Genomic DNA, 19,666 nt, shown 5'->3' on the forward strand with positions numbered 1-19,666 from the left:
ACAGGATCAGCTGTCGCTGTAATCACGCCTTTTGATTCTAATCTAAATGTGGATTATAGGGCATTTGATAAGATTTTTACTTGACTAGATAATTGAATTTGCCAAAGAAAAATCCTATCCAGTAGTATTTGCAACAACTGGTTATACAGATGAAGACCTTTCTAAAATCAAGAAACTCGGGGAAAGTGTAGCCTTTATTCAAGAAGGCAATTATTCTCTTGGCATAAATGTTATGACAGATATAGCCGAAAGACTTGCCAGGGCCCTAAAAGATTTTGACATAGAAATAGTAGAAAGCCACCACAACAAAAAGAAGGACAACCCCTCAGGCACTGCCAATATGATCTTTGACGGAGTAAATAGGGGCAGGGATGGCAAATTATTTAAGAAAATGAGAGATTTTAGCCATGATGACAGGCGTGATCCAAATGGAGTTGGCATATCTTCTGTGAGAGCCGGAACAATTGTTGGCGAACACAGGTTGATCCTAGCTGGTCTTGATGAAACTATTGAAATAAAACACCAAGCAGCATCCAAAAAAATCTTTGCCAATGGTGCTTTGAAGGCTGCAAGTTTTTTACAAGGAAATAAACCGGGCAGGTATGATTTTAAAGATGTAATAAGGGGAGACAATGATTAGAGTTGGAATAGTTGGTTACGGAAATTTAGGAAGGTCTGTAAAAAAAGGCATTGATGCGACTTCTGATATGGAAGTGGCTGGGATATTTTCTAGGAGAAAGCTAGATATAGACCTTTATAGGCCGCTCGAAAATATAAATGAATACAAAGATCAAATTGATTTATTAATTTTATGTGGGTCATCAGATAAGGATATTTTATCCCAAGGGCCAGAGTTATTAAAAAGCTTCAATACTCTTGATAGTTTTGATAATCATGCTAAAATTAAAGATTATTTTCACGAGATGGATAATATTGGTAAGGAAAATGGGAACTTGGCCCTTATATCAACTGGTTGGGATCCGGGTTTATTTTCCCTAAATAGGATTATTGGCCAAGCTGTACTTCCAGATGGTAAGTACTTCACCCTATGGGGCAAGGGAGTTAGCCAAGGTCATTCGGCAGCAGTTAGGTCGATAGATGGAGTCCTTGATGCAACACAATATACAATTCCAAAGCCTGAAATTTTGGATAAAATAAGAAAGGATGAGGAATTTGATTTTGATAGCCACAAGGCTCATTTGAGAGAAGTCTATGCAGTTGTCGAAGATGGGGCAGATAGGAAAATAATAGAAGAAAAAATAAAAACTATGCCTGATTATTTCGCACCATACGAGACTTTCGTCCACTTCATTAGCCAAGAAGACCTTGATAAAAACCACAAAAAAATGGTCCACGGCGGCCATGTTATAAGAAGGGGCAAGGCAAGTGGCGAAGGCAATGCACTAATGGAATTTAATCTCGATCTAGAATCAAATCCTGATTTTACAGCAGCAGTTGACATTGCCTATGCTAGGGCACTTTATAGACTCGCTAAAGAAGGAAAAAAAGGAGCCATCACCGTTTTAGATGTGGCCCCAAAATATTTATCAGAAGAATCTTACGATTCACTTCTAAATTTTATTTAATATTGGCTGGCGTTTTTAGGTCATTTACCAGGTCCATGATTGGATCAAGAAAGCTAGAAACGTCAGCTTTATTTTTTTGTATAAAGGAAAATAAATCGAGCATCCACACTACTACATATTTATTTAAATAAAAAGCCTGGATGCCATTAGCTAAAATTGACCTTCTACCATTTATAACAATATCATCTCTCATTTGATCGAAATAATGCAAGAGATTACGTCTATTAGAATCATCCTCTATCAGGCCATCAACCATGGCGAGAAGAGATTTTAGGTAGGCTTCTGGTAGGGAATTGAAATAAAATTCTATAATCTTATCTTCCCTTAAAATTATGTCTTCTGTAATTTTCCCTTCGTCTTTATCCTCATAAGCCTTGAAATACTCTTTCTTGTCAAAATCTCCAAAAAAATCTGGATATAAGGCAAAAGGATAGGAAGAATTTTCTATGGTCTTTTTGAGAAATTCGAGTTCTACATTTCCATTATCAAAGGCCGCAATAAAAATCGGTGAGAGGATGACAAGTAGTTTTAATTTCTCATCATCAGGGTCATTTTCGATTTCTAAGCAAAAGCAATCCTCAAATTGACTTTGGTCTTGTGAAATTTCTTCAAAACCATATTCGCCTGTCACCTGATAGGAAATTTTTTTGCCATTTTCAAACTTTGTTAAAATCATTTTATCAAATCAGCAAAGGTAGCCTTAGTTGCTTTTTGCAAATCTGCTGGCTTAATTTTTAAAGAATGGCCAACCTTACCTGCAGAAACCTTGATAAAATCCATATCTTTTGCCTTTTGGTCAATATAAACTGGATAATCTTTCTTAAGGGCAAGTGGAGTTGTGGCTCCTCTTTCATAGCCAACAGTTTTCTTAAGATCTTTAAGGGCAAGCATGGAAAGGCTCTTAACACCAATGGCCTTGGCTGCTTTTTTAAAATCGATCTCATCTGCTCCGTTTATTACAAGTATATAAACATCCCCCTCCTTACTTTCTGTAGCAAGGGTCTTAAAGATTGTGTGGATATCTGTATGACCTTCTTCTGCCAAGTCTACAGAAGAAACAAATTCATGGTCAAGACCGTAATCTATGTGTTCATATTCTATATTTAAATTATCGAGAAATCTCATTGCATTAGTTTTAATTTCTTTTTTCATAAAATCACCTCAAAAAGATTATACGCCAATGATAAAAAATGTAATATAGGGTATAAAAAATCTAAGGAGATGCGATGAGTGAGAAAGTACTTGTGAATTATATTTATGATTCCTGCTATAGCCTAGCTTACGGGGATTATTTTTTAGTTTTTGATTATGCTGAGGGTTTGCTTGATATACCCGAGTCAAAACATATTATATTTTTTGCCACAGATAAGGGAGAGAAATCTTATACAGAAGATATTTTTAATCTTGGTAAATTAAGGTCTTTAACCTATGTCCTAAATAAGAATATTAGAGATTTAAAATACAAGGACAATGTTATCTACTTAAATAAAGATGAGATTGGGATGAAGGACCTTAAAAAACTCTATAAAAGAGATAATGTCTATCTTTTGGGCGAAGATGATAAATTAAGCCTACATTATAAGGGAGATGAAGTATTTGTTAGGGCTTTTTCCCTAGATGGGATAAGGCTTGGTTTTTTAATAGAAGTAGAGGATTTGATAATTTTTTACGGAGGATCAATGGACCTTAAAAAAGTCGATGATGATAGGTATCTAGACCTCTTGGATGAACTTAGATTTGAAAATCCAGACATAATATTTTTGCCAATTACAGATTTAAACAAAAAATCCCTTGCCTACTTGGATAAGATAATAGATGACGCTGATAGTCAAATCTTATTTCCAACAAAAATTGGTGATATGGAAGAAGTAAGCCTTGAATTTAAAGAATTTTATAGATCTAATTTTACAGATATAAGGGCGATTACAAAGGCCAATGAGAGGGTAGAAATAGATATAGATTGTGACCTCTAATCTAGTAATATGAACTAGATGGGGTATAATATGGGGTAGATATGATTGAAAAAATTAATGAATTAGAAAATATTAACCTGCCTAGTTGGGACAGTCTGCCTAATGATGGTATTTATAAGGAAGAACTTTTGAGGTACTTAAATGAAATTTTAAGTCCCCTTCATGTAGTTGAAAAAAATTTGATTAGTTCTTCTATGGTAAATAACTATGTCAAATTAGGCTATATTGATAAGCCGGAAAAGAAAAAATATTACAGGTCTTCCATAGCCCAATTGGTTGTTATATCAATATTTAAACAGGTAATATCAATAGAAGATTTGGCCAAGGGCATAGATATAGAAATGTCAACCTTTGGTCTAAAAGACGTTTACGAGAATTTTGAAAATATATTTAACCAAGCAAGAAAAGCCATACTTACAAGTGAAAAGGTCAATGCGGTCAATATTTCTTTTGAATACACCGACCACCACGATAAGGTTCTTTCCTACTTGGCTATTTCCCTTTTTACAAAATTATACACCCAATTAGTAATAGATAACCGCAAGGAGATATAATGGAAAAGATAGCTATATTAGTAGATTCAGGAAGTGATTTAAGTCTTGATTACATAAGAGAAGAAGGTTTCTATTACTTGCCATTATATGTAAATTTAGATGGTAAGTTCCTAAAAGATAGGCTAGAAATTAGCCCTGAAGATTTTTATTCTTGGATAAAAACTAATAACAAATTGCCAAAGACATCCATGCCTTCTCCAGGAGATATCAATGAGCTTTTGGAAAAAATTAAAGAAGATGGATATGATAAAGTAATTTGTATTAATATAGGAAATAAGTTTTCAGGAACCTATAATGCTTGTAAGCTAGCAGAAGTTCCTGGTCTTGAAATCTACGCCTTTAATACCGGAAATCTAACCCTTGCCCAAGGTTATTATGCAACCTATGCAAAAAAACTAATTGATGAAGGCAAGAGTTTTGATGAAATAACAAAAAAATTAGAAGAAAAAATCTATGATTCCAAGGTGTTTTTCACTATAGATACTTTTAAATATATAGTAGAAGGTGGAAGGGTGCCAAAAACTTTTGGTAAAATTGGTGATGCTCTTTCAGTAAAACCAATCATTAAGACAGATCCACCAGAAGGCGGCTTCGCTATAGAAAAAATTGTTAGGGGTGAAAAGAAAACCATTAGCCAACTAGAAAAGATAATTAGAAAAAATCTTGAAGGTGTAAAAGACTATTATTTCTTTATATCTGAAGGCGATTATCCAGATGGTCACGAAAAGATGAAAGAAAGACTTAAAGATATTATAGAAAATGCTAAGATCTATAAGGAAGGACAGATTTCCCCAACCTTAGGGGCAAACACTGGTCCAGGACTAATTGGTATAGGATTTTTCATCTTAGACTAAAAATAGTTTGAAAATATCAAAAAAATATCTGAATTTATTTGACAATTACTATTTTAGCTAGTATTATGATACATGTAAACAACAAAGAAGTACCCAAACTCACCTGACGGCACAAGCTTTTAGGTTAATAAGATTTATTTTTGATAGATTATTTGCGGGTACTTTGTGCCCGCTTTTTTTATACAATACATTGGAGGTATAACTATAAAAGATTTAAGAATCAATGATGAAATTAGAGCTAGTCAAGTAAGACTAATCGATGATCAAGGTAACCAAGTTGGTATCACTTCCCTAAAAGAAGCCCAAGATATGGCTGACGAAAAGGGTCTTGACCTTGTACTTATGAGTCCACAGGCAAAGCCACCTGTAACAAGGATTATGGACTATGGCAAGTTTAAATATGATCAAGAGAAAAAAGAAAAAGAGAATAAGAAAAAACAAAAGAATGCTCAACTTAAAGAGACAAGATTTTCTTTAAATATCGAAGACAATGACTTGCAAACTAAGGCAAATCAAACTAAAAAATTCTTAAACAACGGGGATAAAGTCAAAGTATCTATAAGATTCCGTGGTAGGGAACTTGGTAGAAAAGAACCTGGCTACGAATTAATGGATAAGTTCAACGGCATGCTAGATAACTGTGGCAAGATTGACAAAAAGCCTAAGATGGAAGGCAGATCTCTTGTTATGTTTCTAGAACCAAATGATGAAAAAGGAGAATAAGATGGCAAAAAATAAGATTAAAACTAAAAGAGCAGCTGCTAAGAGATTTAAAGTAACAGGCTCTGGCAAAATCATGAGAAGAAAAGCTTACAAAGGACACTTAACAGCTAAGAAATCACCAAATAGAAAAAGAAGACTAAGAAAACCTGCAGAAGTTTCACAAACTGTATATAAAAACGTTAAAAAGTTAATTGGTGCATAGGAGGATATAGATGGCAAGAATAAAAAGAGCAGTAAATGCAAAGAAAAGACATAAAAAAGTATTAAAACAAGCAAAGGGTTATTACGGTTCCAAAAGCCTTCTATTCAGAACAGCTAACCAAGCTGTAATGAAATCTCTATCATATGCTTACATTGGTAGAAAACACAGAAAAAGAGACTTCAGAAAACTTTGGATTGCAAGAATCAACGCTGCAGCAAGAATCAATGGCACAAGCTATTCAAAACTTATGGGCGGCCTAAAGAAAGCAAACATCGACATCAACAGAAAGATGCTAGCTGAACTTGCAGTAAACAACCCAGAAGAATTTGCTAAATTAGTAGAGAGAGCTAAAAACGCTTAATGCTAATAGAATCGGTATCAAATCAAAATTTTAAGTTTATAAATAAGCTTAAAATGAAAAAGTATCGAGACAAAGAAAATTCATTTATTATAGAATCTAGGAAATTAGTAGATGAGGCTGTAGCTTCATCTGCTGATATAGATTTTATTTTTTTAAGAGAAGGCCTAAGCTACGAAACAAGTCATAAGACTTTGGTTTTTAGCCAAGCCCTTTTTAATAAATTATCATCAATGACAAACCCTGATGGAATAGGAGCTGTCATAAAAAAGAAAGATCCAAGGGAAATTTCTTCGCCTAAGATTTTGCTCTTAGACGGGATTAATGATCCAGGTAATCTTGGCACAATGATCCGCTCGGCCGAAGCTTTTGGTTTTAGGGATGTGATTTTAATGCCAGGCACAGTTGATCTCTACAATGAAAAAACACTTAGGGCATCAATGGGATCTGTCTTTAGGCTAAATATCTTAGAAGAGACCCATGATGATATAAACAAACTAAAACCTAGCTACAAGGTCCTATCAGCAGATATGGACGGGCTAGATATAAGAGATTTTAAGAAAGATTCTAAAATCATCCTTGCTATAGGAAATGAGGCCAATGGCCTAAGTCAAAAATTAAGAGAAATCACTGATGACTTTATCAAAATACCTATGGAAGGAGAAATCGAATCTCTAAATGCAGCCATTGCTGCAAGCATAATTATGAATAGACTTATGTGATGATTCGGAAAGACTTTAATTATTCTTATACAGCAAGAAAGGGATGTTGAGAGCCTTTTAAGTCACGATTAGGGTTATTCACCGATGAACTTTGAGATGAATTGAGTAATCGATACGTAAACTTTTCGTTAAAGTAATGAGCGGATTTATTTATAAATCAATTAAGGTGGTACCGCAGAGCTATATCTGTCCTTTGTAGAGGACGGATTTTTTTATTTGGAGGAAAAATGGAAGAAAATTTAAAGCAAGTCTTAGAAACTGCCAAGACTGAAATAGAAAAAGCAGAGACCTTAGAGGCCCTAGAAGAACTCAGGATAAAATTTTTAGGTAAGAAAGGAACTATTACTGACCTTAAAAAGTCAATAGCAAAATTACCTAATGAAGAAAAACCAAGTGCGGGTAAGTTAATAAACCAAACTAGCAAGGAAATTGAAAACCTTCTTGCAGATAAAAATGAAATAATCAAAAGAGACTTATTAAAAGAAAAGATCAAAGCTGAAAAAATAGACGTAACAGCTCATTTTGACAAGTATGAATCAGGCCATCTCGCAGTTATAAACCAAACGATGGAAGAACTTGAAACAATTTTCCAAAATATGGGTTTTGATGTTGTGGCGGGCCCTGAAGTTGATACTGTTAAATATGTTTTTGACGACCTAAACAGTCCCAAAAACCATCCAGCTAGGTCCACATCAGATACTTTTTATATAAATGACGAGGTTTTATTAAGACCTCACACTTCTTCTATGCAAATTAGGGTAATGAATGAGGGCAAACTTCCAATCAAGATGGTTTCTGCCGGTAGGGTTTTTAGGAATGATGAAGTTGACGCAACCCACTCACCAATGTTCCACCAGCTAGAATGTCTTGTAGTTGATGAAAACGTCTCAATGGCAAATCTTAAGGCAACTCTTGAGACATTTATCAAGGAAATGTTTGGCGATAAGATGAGTCTAAGATATAGACCTCACCACTTCCCATTCACCGAGCCATCTCTAGAAGTAGACGTGACTTGTCCTATTTGTATGGGCGAGGGTTGCCCAGCTTGTGGAAATACTGGTTGGTCAATGGAATTATTAGGTGGCGGCATGGTTCATCCTAATGTCCTTGAAGCTTGCGGAATTGATAGCGAAAAATACACTGGTTTCGCCTTTGGTCTTGGAGTTGACAGGATTGCTATGGTAAAATACGGCCTTGATGACATCAGACTACTTTACGATAACGACAAGAGATTTATAGAACAGTTTTAGGAGGAAAAATGTTAGTACCTTTAATATGGCAAAAAGATTATATAAAAATAGATAAAGATTTAAAAACAATCACAGACAGACTTTCTGAAACTGGATCACACGTAGAAGAAGTTACAATCCATACATCTGACCTTGAAGGCATTGTTGTAGGCCATGTCCTAGAACAAAAAGATCATCCAGATGCAGACAGATTAAAAGTTTTAACAATTGATGTTGGAAAAAATGAGCCAATTACAATTATAACAAATGCTAAAAATACAAAAAAAGGAGACTTCCTACCAGTAATCACATCTGGCACAAAGATGGATAATGGAACTCTTATCGAAGACCATGACTTTTTTGGCATTGTAAGCCAAGGCATGCTTACAGCTTATAGCGAGCTTGGCTATGATGATTCTGTAATTCCAAAAGAATTAAGAGAAGGAGTAATTGTTTTAGCTGGAGAATTTAGACCAGGAACACCAGCTTCAGAAGTTCTCTTTTCAAACACTCCAGTCATAGAATATGAAATCACTCCAAACAGGTCAGATTGCTTATCTATAATAGGTATGGCAAGAGAAACTGCGGCAAGTTTTGGAGAGAAAATCACTTATCCTTCATTAGAATATTCAACAAATGGAGAAGATATAAATGACTACGCAAATGGAGTAGAAGTCAAAAGTGATTCATGTTTGAGATTTACCGCAAGAGTTGTAAAAGATGTCAAGATTGAAAAATCTCCTCAATGGCTACAAAATTACTTGATGCTTGCAGGTGTGAGACCAATTAATAATATCGTTGATATTACAAACTTTGTTATGCTTGAAACTGGCCAACCTCTCCATGCCTATGACCTTGATAGGCTAGCTGGCAAAAAAATTATAGTAAGAGATGCTAAAGAGGGTGAAGTTATTAAAACCCTTGATGGCGAAGAAAGAAAACTTGATCCATCTATGCTTGTTATTGCTGATGATAAGGAAGCCATTGGCCTTGCAGGAGTAATGGGAGGTTTTGATTCTGAAATTACAAATGATACTAAAAATATCCTCCTAGAGGCGGCAAGTTTTGACGCTGATAATATCAGAGATACATCCAAGAAACTCAATCTTAGAAGTGAGGCAAGTTCTCGTTTTGAAAAGGGAGTAGCGGTTGAAACTCCAGAGATAGCCTCAAAAAGAGTTATGAAATTAATTGAAGAACTTGGCATAGGTACAATTATAGGTGGATCTTTTGACGTAGGCAAAAAAGAAAATGATAATAAGGAAGTTAAACTTAGAATAACTAGGTTAAATGCTCTAACTGGTGTTAAATTTACCAAAGAAGAGGCAATCAAAAACTTAGAATTATTGGAATTTGAAGTTAAGGATATAGACGAAGACACTATTTTAGCAAAAGCTCCTTACTTTAGAAATGACATTTCTATCGAAGCTGACCTTATAGAAGAAGTTGTAAGACTTTACGGTATGGGTAAGATTGAATCAAAACCACTTGTATCTTCTCTTAAAAAAGGCGAGAGATCAGAAATGAGACTTCTAAGGGATGATTTAAAACACAAACTTGTGGGCCAAAAATTCTCAGAACTTGCAACCTATTCTTTCATTTCACCAAGAGAATATGACAGGTTAGGCATTGCCAAAGATTCAAAACTTAGGGACTATATCAGCTTAATAAACCCACTTGGCGAAGATTTCTCAGTTATGAGGACAACTCAAATAGCCAATATGCTTGATGTTATCGCAAAAAATATCAAGTATGGCCAAAAAGATATGAGATTTTTCGAACTTGACAGGACTTTTGAAAAGACAAATGATCAGCTTCCAAAAGAAAATCTCACCCTAACCATGGGTCTTTATGGAGACTATTCTTTCTATGATATGAAAGATTTCTTTACAGAAGCTATGAGAAATATAGGTTTTACTGGTTTTTCATACAAGGCAAACGAAAATCTTTATGCCTTCCACGCTGGTAGGTGCGCTGATATCTACTTTGACGGCGAAAAAATCGGCGTGATTGGCGAGATTTCCTATGAAGTGCGTGAAGAGTATAATATAAACAAGGGTGCAATCATCTTAGAAATCAACTTAAGCCAGATTGCCCAATCTAGAATTACTGATAAAAAATATAAGCAAATTCCAAAATTCCCAGCTATAGAACGTGACTATTCCTTTGTTGCTGACAGGGATGTGGAATCAGAATTGATTGAAAATATCATGAAAGAAAAAGCCGGTGACCTTCTTTACAAGATAGAATTATTTGATATTTACACAGGCAAGGGAATTGCCGATGATCAAAAATCAATTTCTTATAGGGTTTGGTATAGAAAAGCCGACAGGACCCTAAAGGAAGAAGATATCAAGGGTGTGGAAGAAAGTATCCTTGAAGAATTAAAGGCGAAAAACATAGTATTACGTGGATAGGAGAAAAAAGTGAGCGAACTTAGACTTGAAGTTAAAATTGACGGTGTAAAATATCCTCTTGTAACCAAAGAATCAAAAGAGAGTATAGAAAAAATAGCAGCTTATGTTGACGGCAAGATTAAAGATGTAAAATCTGATAAGCTCACTTTTGATAGGCAGCTTATTTTGGCTAGTCTTAATATAGCTGATGAATATTTTAAGGATAAGGAATCCTTTAGGCAATATTACGAGGAAAATAAAGAGGCTATAGAAAATTTCCCAGCCTTAAAAGATGAGCTAGAAACCTTTAAAAACGAATACGGAACCTACAAGACAGACCTTGAAGAGAAGAAAGAAGAGCTAAAAGATTTAAAAATTCTTCTCCAAGAAAAGGATGCAGAGATAATAAGCCTAACCAAGGCAGAAAATGATGCTGACAAATTAAGGGAGAAAATCAAGGCCCTCCAAAAGCAAGCCATGGACCTTACCAAGGAAAATGAAATTTTGAAGGGAAAAATTGATGATTAATACTGAAATCCTAGCACCAGTTGGTAACATGGATATGCTTTATGCAGGAATTGCAGCAGGGGCGGATGCTTTTTATCTAGCCCTTGACGATTTCGGCGCTAGAGCCTATGCGGAAAATTTCACAATAGATAATATTGAGGAAGTCATAGACTATATCCATTATTTCGATAGGAAAGTTTTCATAACCATGAATACCCTTATCAAGGATTCTGAAATTGATAAGGCTATTTCCTATATAGAAAAACTCTATCAATACGGAGTTGACGGGATTTTGATTCAGGATATTGGTTTTTATTCAATCATAAGAGATCAGATGCCAGGTCTTGATTTTCACGCTTCAACCCAGATGGCAGTAAAAGACTATCACGGAGCCAAGGCCCTAATGGATTTGGGTTTTAGAAGAATTGTAATTGCCCGTGAGACACCAATAGAAGAAATCAGAAAAATAGCAAAACTTCCTTGTGAAAAGGAAGTTTTTGTCCATGGGTCACTTTGTGTTTCCTATTCGGGTGAATGTTTGATGAGTTCTTATTTTGGACAGAGGTCTGCCAACAGGGGCAGGTGCGCTGGACCTTGCAGGCAAAAATATCAACTTATAAATAATGGAAAAGTTTACGGCGATGATTATTACCTAAATATGAAAGACCTAAATGTCATTGACAATCTCGACTCCTTGTTGGAGCTCGGTATTGATTGCCTTAAAATCGAAGGCAGGATGAAGAGTCCTGAATATGTCTATAACTCAGTCCTAGCCTATAAGAAAAAGGTAAATGGCAAGTATTATGATAGCGAAAAACTAAGAGATATTTCAAACAGGGGTTATACAAAAGGTTTCATTTTCGACCAAAGACGTGACTATATCCTTAAAGAAGGGGATATTAAGCACAGGTCTGTAGGAATTGTTGACTTAATAAAAAACAAAAAAGCTTTTATTGCTAATTCAGACCTTCACAAGGGAGATAATCTCCAAGTTACAACAGATAGGGATAAGAAATTACCTCTGACTTTGACAGAAGATTACAAGAAAGGTCAGGTAATTTTCCTTGATAAGTACAAGGATGCCAAGTTAAATTCTGATATTTTAATGCTAAATGCAGAAAATATCAAAGATGATCTGGAAGAGGGACTTAAGTCGTATCAAAATTTGCCGGTTAGCCTTTATTTTGAAGGAAAACTTGGCCAAGAACCTCGACTTAAAATATCTTATAAAGATATGGAAGTTGTTGCTTTCGGTGAAAATCAAATTGAGTCTGCTCAAAATATTTCTCTGGATGAAGCAAGCATCAGAGATAATCTTGACAGGTTCAAGGATGAAATTTTTAAGCCCATTGATATTGAAATCAAATTAGATCAAGGAATTTTCCTAAGAAAAAAAGACATAAATCAATTAAGGCGAGATGCGATTGAACTTTTAAAGGGAAAAATTGCAGGAAAATACAAAAGGCAAGCGATAAAAATAGTAAAACCAAAACTTGAAGACCCAAGCACGAAAAATCTTGAAAAAAATATTGAACTTATGACAAATGATATAAATCCAAGTCTTCTAAAAGAATTTGATAAGGTCTACATAAAATCATACGACCCAAAATATAAGGATTTTTCTTTGTATTTAAATCTTGACAGTCATATGGACTATGAAATTGATGACTTGATTTCATATATAAAGGCTAATTCCATCGAGGGTGTGATTTTTAATAATTATAGGGATTTGGATTTTATTAAGGATTTCAAAGAAGCGGGCATAAAAATAAGGATTGGCAGGTATTTAAACGTTATAAATTCCTATGCCTTTGATTTTTATTCGGATTTTGCAGAAAAAATCGAGTCTTCAGTTGAAAATACCCTTGCAAATATAAATAAAAACGCCCAAAGATACCAAGTGGAAGCCTTATCTTTTGGTAGAATTGAACTAATGAATATGGTCCATTGCCCATTTTCAACCATAAAAAAATGTGGTTTAAGGGGCTGTGAGACTTGTAAATTTAGGGATAGCGAATTTGTATCTATTAATGGAGATAGGATGAAACTTGTAAGAAGGGATTCGCTTACAAAAATATATCCATTTAATCCTGCAGGATTTGATGAAAATTTATTTGATAATGGGGTTTCAATGCTTGTTTCAGTTTTTTCTGATGAGGAGATCATTGCTTATAAAAATAAATCTTATAAAGACAAGCTAAATTACGAAAGAGGAGTTATTTAATGCAGGCAAAAAGCCTAGAAGTTTTAGAATACGAAAAAATTTTAGAAAAGCTTTCGGCAATGGCACGCTCAGGCCTGGTCAAAAAACAAATCTTAGATTTAAGACCATCCACAGATATGGAATATCTAGAAGATGAGCTTGAAAAAACTGGTGCCATGGCAAAGGTAATTGCCAGAAATGGGAATATTGACATTTTTGGCCTTTATGATTTTACAGAAATAGTTGGCTATATCAAGAGAAATGGGATTCTCGACCCAGTTGACCTTTTGAAAATTTTAAGCCTTTTGAGAGTTTCAGAATATTTAAAAGAATATAGCAAAAATATCGAAGACCCTTATATTTCAGACCTTTTTGATAGGGTTTCAACTAATGAGTTTCTCAAGGATGAAATTGACAGATCGATTTTAAATGAGGAAGAAATTGCAGATAGTGCTTCAAGAGAGCTTTTGTCAATCAGAAGGAGCCTCAGACGCAAGGAAGAGGAAATAAAAAACAAACTTAATTCCTATGTAACTTCTTCTAAATACGAGGATGCCCTCCAAGACAAGGTTGTTTCTGTAAGAGACGGCAGGTATGTTGTTCCGATAAAAACCAACAAGCGTTCAGTAATTAACGGTATTGTCCACGACAAGTCGGCTTCAGGCAATACCCTATTTATCGAACCATCAGCCATAGTTGAGCTTAACAACCAATACAAGGATTTAGAATTAAAAGAAGAAGCGGAAATTAGAAGAATTCTTGATAGGCTATCAAGGTTTGCTGAAAAATTTGATGTAGAGATTTTGGAAAACCAAAAAATAATCTCAAGGATAGATTTTCTCCAAGCCAAGGCAAAATTTGGCCTTGAAAACGACTATTCTTTGCCAAAGCTCAATGATCAAAAAATTATAAATATTAAGGGCGCAATCCATCCACTTCTACCAGGCAAGGTTGTGCCGATAGATGTTGCCATTGGTGGAGATTATACTACCTTAATTATCACAGGACCAAACACAGGGGGTAAGACAGTTTCCCTAAAAACTGTTGGTTTAATTACTTTGATGGCCCAAACAGCCCTTTTTATTCCGGCAGAAGAGGGATCTACAGTAAATGTTTTTGATGATGTATTTTTAGATATAGGTGATAAGCAGTCAATTGAAATGAGTCTTTCAACCTTTTCTGCATCCCTTACAAATATTGTGGATATCCTAAATAATGTGACAGACAATTCCTTGGTTTTACTTGATGAAATTGGATCTGGAACTGACCCAATCGAGGGAGCTGCCCTTGCGATTTCAATTCTTTCCCATCTAACAGAAAAAGAAGTTATGACCTTTGCCACAACCCATTATAGCGAACTCAAATATTACGCCATGGAAAATGAAAAGGTAATGAACGCCTCAGTTGAATTTAACGTCAACACCCTTTCTCCAACCTACAAGCTAGAGATAGGCACACCTGGAAAGTCAAATGCATTTGAAATTTCAAAAAGACTTGGCCTTTCAGATGATATATTAAATAAAGCAAAAAGCCTGATTGGCGAAGATACAAAAAACTTCAATAAAATCTTAGAACAAATTGAAGACGATAAGTACCAGATGGAAGCGAAAAACAAGGAAATTGAAGCCTATAGGCGTGAAATCCAATCTATCAAGGATAAACTTAGAAATAAGTCTAAAGAAATAGACGAAATCAAAGAGGAAATTATAAGAGAGGCCGAAGAAAAGGCCAACCAAATTCTTGATAAGGCCAACAAGGAAAGCCAGGCCATGCTCAAAGAGGCCAAAAGGTCTAAAAATGCAAACACTAGCGACATTGATAGGTCCCTAAACAAAATTAGGAACAAATACAAGGATTCCTATATAGAAAGGGAAGAAGACAAGTTCGGCCAAAAAAGATCAAAGGATGCTCCGGAAGAGTTAAAAATCGGAGATATGGTTATAATAGCAGGCTTAAATGAAAAGGCAGAAGTTATTGAGGCACCAGATGCTAAGGGTAATATCAAAGTTCAGATGGGTATTCTCAAGATGGACTCAAATATTAAGAACGTCAAGAAGATTGAAGGCGAAAACCAAACTGAGAAAAACATCAAGAAGGTGTATAGTGTTAAAAAGGCTATGAATATTTCTGCAAGCTTAGATTTAAGAGGGCAAAGATATGACGAAGCCATGAGAAACCTTGATAAATACCTTGATGATGCCATGCTTGCTGGGCTTGACCAGGCGAAAATCATCCATGGCAAGGGTACAGGAGCCCTCATCAAGGGTGTAAGTGAAAATTTAAAAACAGATAAGAGAATAAAATCTTATAGGTTTGGAGATGACGAAGAAGGCGGTTACGGCGTTACAATTGTCAAATTTGCCTAAGGAGGAAAAATGAAAGATTACAAAGAGATTATTGCTGAAAAATTAGAAGACAAAGAATTAGGCCTATCTAAAGATGAGATTTACCAATTAATAGAAATTCCACCTCAAGAAAACATGGGAGATTATTCATTTCCTTGTTTCCAACTTGCAAAAACTTTAAGGAAAAATCCAGCCCAAATAGCAACAGAACTTGCTAGCACATTAAATCTTGAAGATTTTGCTGAAGTTAAAAACGTTGGCCCTTATATAAACTTTTTCTTAGATAGGAAAAATTTTGAAAACCAAGTTATAAACACAATCATAGAGAAAAAAGAAAACTTCGGCAAATCTGAAATGGGTAAGGGAAAGACTGCAATTGTAGAATTTTCTTCAGTAAATATTGCAAAACCATTCCATATTGGTCACATCAGGTCAACTGTAATCGGTGATGCCCTTAGGAATATCCACGAATTTTTGGGTTATAATACAATAGCAACCAACTATATAGGTGATTACGGCACCCAATTTGGAACCATGATTGCAGCCTATAAGCTTTGGGGAGATGACGAAAAATTAAATGCCAACCCAATTCAAGAACTTTTAAACCTCTACGTTAGATATAACACAGAAGCAAGTGAAAACGAAGAAATGATGGAAGTAGCCCGCCAAGAATTTAAAAACCTCGAAGAAGGTGAAGAAGAAGCTACTAGACTCTGGTCTTGGTTTAAGGAAATTTCCTTCAATGAATTTGACAGGGTTTATAAACTCCTTGACATAGACTTTGATAATTACAAGGGCGAGGCTTATTATTCAGAATACATGCCAGCGATTTTAGAAGAATTAAAGGAGAAAAACCTCCTTGTAGAAAGCGATGGGGCACAAATTATAGATCTTTCAGAGTTTGACCTACCACCATCAATTATAATCAAGTCAAATGGTTCATCTGCCTATATTACAAGAGATATAGCAACAGCTATAAATAGAAAAAAAGAATACAACTTTGACGAAAACCTCTACGTTGTAGCAACCCAACAAAATCTCCACTTCCAACAACTTTGGAGAATCCTTGAATTAATGGGCTACGACCTCTACAAAGGATGTAAGCACATTTCCTTTGGTATGGTAAGTCTAAAAGACCAAACCCTATCAACAAGGAAGGGTCAGGTTGTTTTCTTAGAAGATGTTCTAAATAAGGCAATCGATAAGACTCGTGAAATTATGGAAAACCGTGAAGACACAGTTGATGACATCGACGAAGTATCAAGAATAGTTGGTATCGGCGCTGTTAAATTCCAAGAACTTTATAATAACAGGATCAAAGATTACGTATTTGACTGGGACGAAGTCCTAAACTTTGACGGTGAGACAGGACCTTACGTTCAATACACCTATGCAAGGGCAAAATCCGTCCTAAGAAAGGCTGGCATTGACGAAATCAAACCGCTAGATATTGAAAAAATCACAAGTGATGAAGAATTCACCCTAGTTAAAAAACTAGCTGGATTTGAAGATGTGGTTATAAAAGCAAAGGAAAAATACGAACCATCACTTATCACAAGACACCTAACAGACATAGCCAAGAGCTTTAACAAATTCTACAACTCATCAAAGATTATGGTAGAAGACGAAAAACTAAAGGAAGAAAGACTAGCCCTAGCCTATGTAACAGCAATAGTTATCAAAACAGCCCTAGGTCTACTTGGAATTAGAACTGTGGAGAAGATGTAAATGAACAAAATTAAAGACTTTTTACTTGTATCTAAAATAGCTTTTAAGGAAACTATAAAAAAGATTAACAAGTCTTATATGGTCTTCATTTTCGTCCTAATAAATACAATCTTTGAAAACAACCAATTTAATTTTGGCGTCATAGGCGGGACTATAGGCGGAATTGTAAATTACTTCATAGGAGTAATCATATCCTGCTTTGTAGTCCAAAGCCTTGTATCAGTCGTAAAATTTGGAAATACCGGCAAGTCTTCTTTAGAAAATGCTGTGGGAAATTTCTTTGGACCAATGATAGAGACTATGTTTTGGGTCTATCTCTTAGAAATGTTTGTCAACCTCCTTATGGTAAACTTCCCAGTAAGAGCGAGGATTATAGTAACAATAGTTATCCAAATCCTTTTATCATCAATTTATGAGCAAATTTACCTAAACGGCAGAAGTGGGGTAAATGCAATAGTTGAATCAGTAAACTTTGTGAAAAACAACATCCTCCACTACGGCCTTTATAGTCTAATATTTATTGGCGTTGAATTTTACCTAAGCATGAGATTTTCTATTGGCCAACCAATGGGAATCGATAAAATCATTGCTTGCCTTATAATTGGCGCAATCCACACTGGCTTTATGCTCTTTAGGGGTATTTTGTTCAAACATTTAAATGAACACTCCTACAGACAAAGAAAGTTCATGGGGTGGTGCTAATGAATATCTTAGATGGATATTTTATAAAATATACAGATAGGCTTGCCTATATAGAATTGAGAGATGAAAGTCCAAACGTGGACCTTAAGGGCATTTCCCTTCCTATATATATGGAAGATATGAAAGAAGGAATCCAGTCTGGAGATTTTGCAAGCGAGATAAATCTAGAAATAATCCTAGAAGCCATGCTTTTAAATATAGCCATTGATCCTAATTTTATATATAGGAAAGACTACGAAAAGATTCTAAAGAAATATCTAAAAAACCTTGGCGATTATACAGCCAATAAGTCAGTAAACTACGAAGAAACTGACAGAACAAAGGCACTTTTAATGGCAAGGGCAGGATATATTTTAGAGCCTGAAAATAAATACAATGCCTATTTATATGCCAGACTCCTTTGGCCAATCGCCTATGAAGATGACGGAGAGTACAAAAATGCCTTTGTAAAAGAAGCTTTAAGAATTCTCCAAGAAATCCTAAAATATGACGAAAACTTCAAGCTTTCATATTATGAACTTGGAAATATCTACGCTAATCTCGGTGAATACATCAAGGCTAGGTCATATTATAATAATGCCTTAAGGCTAACAGATAACGAAATGGCCAAAAATGACATCAGAAATAAGCTAATGACCATTGATGATAATGCAGAAATAGAACAAGCCCTCTATTATATAGGAAAAAGCAATTATGACCAGGCAGTAAGAACCCTAACAAAACTCCTATCAAAAACAAAAAGGGCAGATGCCTATTATTATTTAGGAGTAGCCTATCAAAACCTTGGCCAATATGAAAATTCAATAATGGCCTTTGAAAATTCCCTAGACCTAAATGCAGACTTCAGGGAGCTATACAACGACTATGCCATAAGCTTGTATTTAAATAAAAAAGAAATAGAAGCCTTAGGAATCATAGGACAAGGACTTAAAAAATATCCACAAGACCCAAGGATGACCTACAACAAGATACAAATAAATCTTGTTTTGGGAAATAAGGAAAAGGCCAAAGAAGATATAGAAGAACTCCTAACTTATGATGACCTAACAGAAGAGATAAAAGAAAACCTTCAAATCATAAAAACACACTACAAATTATAAAAAGCCCAGAAAATGGGCTTTTTTAATTTATAATGAAATTTTTTAAAAAAATATTTGACAAAGAACTTTTTGGATGTTATAGTATTAAATGTCGGCAAGAGAGAAACTTGTTCAAAGTGAAAAAAATCATAAAAAAATGATAAAAAAGCTTGACAGGATAAAAAACGTGTGGTACTATATTAGAGTCAGCACACGAAAAGTGCCAGACACTGAACCAGAAATGCAAAAGCATTTCAAACAAATAAATATCAATGATTTTTGATGATCTTAATTGATCAAAAAATCGTAAATGAAACAACTATTAACCTAGTTAATTTCTTTACAAAAATGATTCTTGAAAAAGAATTTTAAATCACGCATTTGATATTAAGTCAGATGTAAATGACAGAGTCAGAATAAAATGACTTTCATTACAAATTTTTAATGAGAGTTTGATCCTGGCTCAGGATTAACGCTGGCGGCGTGCATAACACATGCAAGTCGA

Annotated in this window: 19 protein-coding genes and 1 rRNA gene; 18 read left to right on the forward strand and 2 right to left on the reverse strand. The window is 34.9% G+C overall.

The genetic code is table 11. The features are described from left to right. The first annotated feature begins 91 nt into the window (after positions 1-91). Positions 92-640, forward strand: coding sequence for a 4-hydroxy-tetrahydrodipicolinate reductase (dapB, locus tag AC1EJ5_RS09245; RefSeq protein ID WP_479815875.1), 549 nt, complete (start codon positions 92-94; stop codon positions 638-640). Then, positions 633-1,586, forward strand: a complete 954-nt coding sequence (locus tag AC1EJ5_RS09250) for a diaminopimelate dehydrogenase (protein ID WP_479815849.1) — start codon at positions 633-635, stop codon at positions 1,584-1,586. The genes dapB and AC1EJ5_RS09250 overlap by 8 nt, the downstream gene beginning before the upstream one ends. Here the strand turns inward: AC1EJ5_RS09250 and AC1EJ5_RS09255 are convergent. Next, positions 1,579-2,262, reverse strand: coding sequence for a hypothetical protein (locus AC1EJ5_RS09255; protein WP_479815851.1), 684 nt, complete (start codon positions 2,260-2,262; stop codon positions 1,579-1,581). The genes AC1EJ5_RS09250 and AC1EJ5_RS09255 overlap by 8 nt on opposite strands. Next, on the reverse strand, positions 2,259-2,738 hold the full coding sequence (locus AC1EJ5_RS09260) for an aminoacyl-tRNA deacylase (protein WP_479815853.1): 480 nt from the start codon (positions 2,736-2,738) through the stop codon (positions 2,259-2,261). Before AC1EJ5_RS09260 ends, AC1EJ5_RS09255 begins: the two co-directional genes overlap by 4 nt. 74 nt (positions 2,739-2,812) lie before the next feature. Between AC1EJ5_RS09260 and AC1EJ5_RS09265 the strand changes: the two genes are divergently transcribed. The 16 genes from AC1EJ5_RS09265 to AC1EJ5_RS09340 all read left to right on the forward strand — a co-directional run. Then, on the forward strand, positions 2,813-3,559 hold the full coding sequence (locus tag AC1EJ5_RS09265) for a hypothetical protein (RefSeq protein WP_479815855.1): 747 nt from the start codon (positions 2,813-2,815) through the stop codon (positions 3,557-3,559). Positions 3,560-3,600: 41 nt separating this feature from the next. Next, positions 3,601-4,113 (forward strand): DUF1836 domain-containing protein, encoded by a 513-nt coding sequence (locus tag AC1EJ5_RS09270; RefSeq protein WP_479815857.1) that lies wholly within the window; start codon positions 3,601-3,603, stop codon positions 4,111-4,113. Further along, a complete protein-coding gene (locus tag AC1EJ5_RS09275; RefSeq protein ID WP_308749018.1) occupies positions 4,113-4,967 on the forward strand; it encodes a DegV family protein in 855 nt (284 codons plus the stop codon). The genes AC1EJ5_RS09270 and AC1EJ5_RS09275 overlap by 1 nt, the downstream gene beginning before the upstream one ends. Positions 4,968-5,132: 165 nt before the next feature. Next, positions 5,133-5,690 (forward strand): translation initiation factor IF-3, encoded by a 558-nt coding sequence (gene infC, locus AC1EJ5_RS09280; protein ID WP_223417717.1) that lies wholly within the window; start codon positions 5,133-5,135, stop codon positions 5,688-5,690. 1 nt (position 5,691) lies between these two features. Beyond that, positions 5,692-5,892 (forward strand): 50S ribosomal protein L35, encoded by a 201-nt coding sequence (rpmI, locus tag AC1EJ5_RS09285; protein ID WP_037328888.1) that lies wholly within the window; start codon positions 5,692-5,694, stop codon positions 5,890-5,892. Positions 5,893-5,902: 10 nt separating this feature from the next. Then, complete coding sequence (gene rplT, locus AC1EJ5_RS09290) at positions 5,903-6,253, forward strand: 50S ribosomal protein L20 (RefSeq protein WP_223417715.1); 351 nt, start codon at positions 5,903-5,905, stop codon at positions 6,251-6,253. A gap of 53 nt (positions 6,254-6,306) precedes the next feature. Continuing rightward, on the forward strand, positions 6,307-6,972 hold the full coding sequence (locus tag AC1EJ5_RS09295; RefSeq protein ID WP_311487126.1) for a TrmH family RNA methyltransferase: 666 nt from the start codon (positions 6,307-6,309) through the stop codon (positions 6,970-6,972). Positions 6,973-7,199: 227 nt separating this feature from the next. Then, positions 7,200-8,222, forward strand: coding sequence for a phenylalanine--tRNA ligase subunit alpha (pheS, locus tag AC1EJ5_RS09300; protein ID WP_479815860.1), 1,023 nt, complete (start codon positions 7,200-7,202; stop codon positions 8,220-8,222). A gap of 8 nt (positions 8,223-8,230) precedes the next feature. After that, positions 8,231-10,618 carry a phenylalanine--tRNA ligase subunit beta gene (gene pheT / locus AC1EJ5_RS09305; protein ID WP_479815862.1) on the forward strand — a complete coding sequence of 796 codons (2,388 nt, stop codon included), beginning with the start codon at positions 8,231-8,233 and terminating at the stop codon, positions 10,616-10,618. Between the two features lie 9 nt (positions 10,619-10,627). Continuing rightward, positions 10,628-11,125 carry a cell division protein ZapA gene (locus AC1EJ5_RS09310; protein ID WP_311479682.1) on the forward strand — a complete coding sequence of 166 codons (498 nt, stop codon included), beginning with the start codon at positions 10,628-10,630 and terminating at the stop codon, positions 11,123-11,125. Further along, positions 11,118-13,328, forward strand: coding sequence for a peptidase U32 family protein (locus AC1EJ5_RS09315; RefSeq protein ID WP_479815864.1), 2,211 nt, complete (start codon positions 11,118-11,120; stop codon positions 13,326-13,328). The genes AC1EJ5_RS09310 and AC1EJ5_RS09315 overlap by 8 nt, the downstream gene beginning before the upstream one ends. Beyond that, a complete protein-coding gene (locus AC1EJ5_RS09320; RefSeq protein ID WP_479815865.1) occupies positions 13,328-15,673 on the forward strand; it encodes an endonuclease MutS2 in 2,346 nt (781 codons plus the stop codon). The genes AC1EJ5_RS09315 and AC1EJ5_RS09320 overlap by 1 nt, the downstream gene beginning before the upstream one ends. 9 nt (positions 15,674-15,682) lie before the next feature. Continuing rightward, complete coding sequence (gene argS / locus AC1EJ5_RS09325) at positions 15,683-17,380, forward strand: arginine--tRNA ligase (protein ID WP_479815867.1); 1,698 nt, start codon at positions 15,683-15,685, stop codon at positions 17,378-17,380. Then, on the forward strand, positions 17,381-18,082 hold the full coding sequence (locus AC1EJ5_RS09330) for a hypothetical protein (RefSeq protein ID WP_479815869.1): 702 nt from the start codon (positions 17,381-17,383) through the stop codon (positions 18,080-18,082). Further along, positions 18,082-19,182: a tetratricopeptide repeat protein gene (locus AC1EJ5_RS09335; protein WP_479815871.1), complete on the forward strand. Its 1,101-nt coding sequence runs from the start codon at positions 18,082-18,084 to the stop codon at positions 19,180-19,182. The genes AC1EJ5_RS09330 and AC1EJ5_RS09335 overlap by 1 nt, the downstream gene beginning before the upstream one ends. 419 nt (positions 19,183-19,601) lie before the next feature. Then, positions 19,602-19,666 (forward strand): 16S ribosomal RNA (locus AC1EJ5_RS09340); the annotation flags it as partial.

Source organism: Anaerococcus sp. C0059F3 (genome assembly GCF_056590475.1).

Excerpts from the sequence above, each read along its gene's own strand:
- AC1EJ5_RS09250 (WP_479815849.1), top strand. The coding sequence starts at position 633 with ATGATTAGAGTTGGAATAGTTGGTTACGGAAATTTAGGAAGGTCTGTA.
- AC1EJ5_RS09255 (WP_479815851.1), bottom strand. The coding sequence starts at position 2,262 with ATGATTTTAACAAAGTTTGAAAATGGCAAAAAAATTTCCTATCAGGTG.
- AC1EJ5_RS09260 (WP_479815853.1), bottom strand. The coding sequence starts at position 2,738 with ATGAAAAAAGAAATTAAAACTAATGCAATGAGATTTCTCGATAATTTA.
- AC1EJ5_RS09265 (WP_479815855.1), top strand. The coding sequence starts at position 2,813 with ATGAGTGAGAAAGTACTTGTGAATTATATTTATGATTCCTGCTATAGC.
- AC1EJ5_RS09270 (WP_479815857.1), top strand. The coding sequence starts at position 3,601 with ATGATTGAAAAAATTAATGAATTAGAAAATATTAACCTGCCTAGTTGG.
- AC1EJ5_RS09275 (WP_308749018.1), top strand. The coding sequence starts at position 4,113 with ATGGAAAAGATAGCTATATTAGTAGATTCAGGAAGTGATTTAAGTCTT.
- rpmI (WP_037328888.1), top strand. The coding sequence starts at position 5,692 with ATGGCAAAAAATAAGATTAAAACTAAAAGAGCAGCTGCTAAGAGATTT.
- rplT (WP_223417715.1), top strand. The coding sequence starts at position 5,903 with ATGGCAAGAATAAAAAGAGCAGTAAATGCAAAGAAAAGACATAAAAAA.
- AC1EJ5_RS09295 (WP_311487126.1), top strand. The coding sequence starts at position 6,307 with ATGAAAAAGTATCGAGACAAAGAAAATTCATTTATTATAGAATCTAGG.
- pheS (WP_479815860.1), top strand. The coding sequence starts at position 7,200 with ATGGAAGAAAATTTAAAGCAAGTCTTAGAAACTGCCAAGACTGAAATA.
- pheT (WP_479815862.1), top strand. The coding sequence starts at position 8,231 with ATGTTAGTACCTTTAATATGGCAAAAAGATTATATAAAAATAGATAAA.
- AC1EJ5_RS09315 (WP_479815864.1), top strand. The coding sequence starts at position 11,118 with ATGATTAATACTGAAATCCTAGCACCAGTTGGTAACATGGATATGCTT.
- AC1EJ5_RS09320 (WP_479815865.1), top strand. The coding sequence starts at position 13,328 with ATGCAGGCAAAAAGCCTAGAAGTTTTAGAATACGAAAAAATTTTAGAA.
- argS (WP_479815867.1), top strand. The coding sequence starts at position 15,683 with ATGAAAGATTACAAAGAGATTATTGCTGAAAAATTAGAAGACAAAGAA.
- AC1EJ5_RS09330 (WP_479815869.1), top strand. The coding sequence starts at position 17,381 with ATGAACAAAATTAAAGACTTTTTACTTGTATCTAAAATAGCTTTTAAG.
- AC1EJ5_RS09335 (WP_479815871.1), top strand. The coding sequence starts at position 18,082 with ATGAATATCTTAGATGGATATTTTATAAAATATACAGATAGGCTTGCC.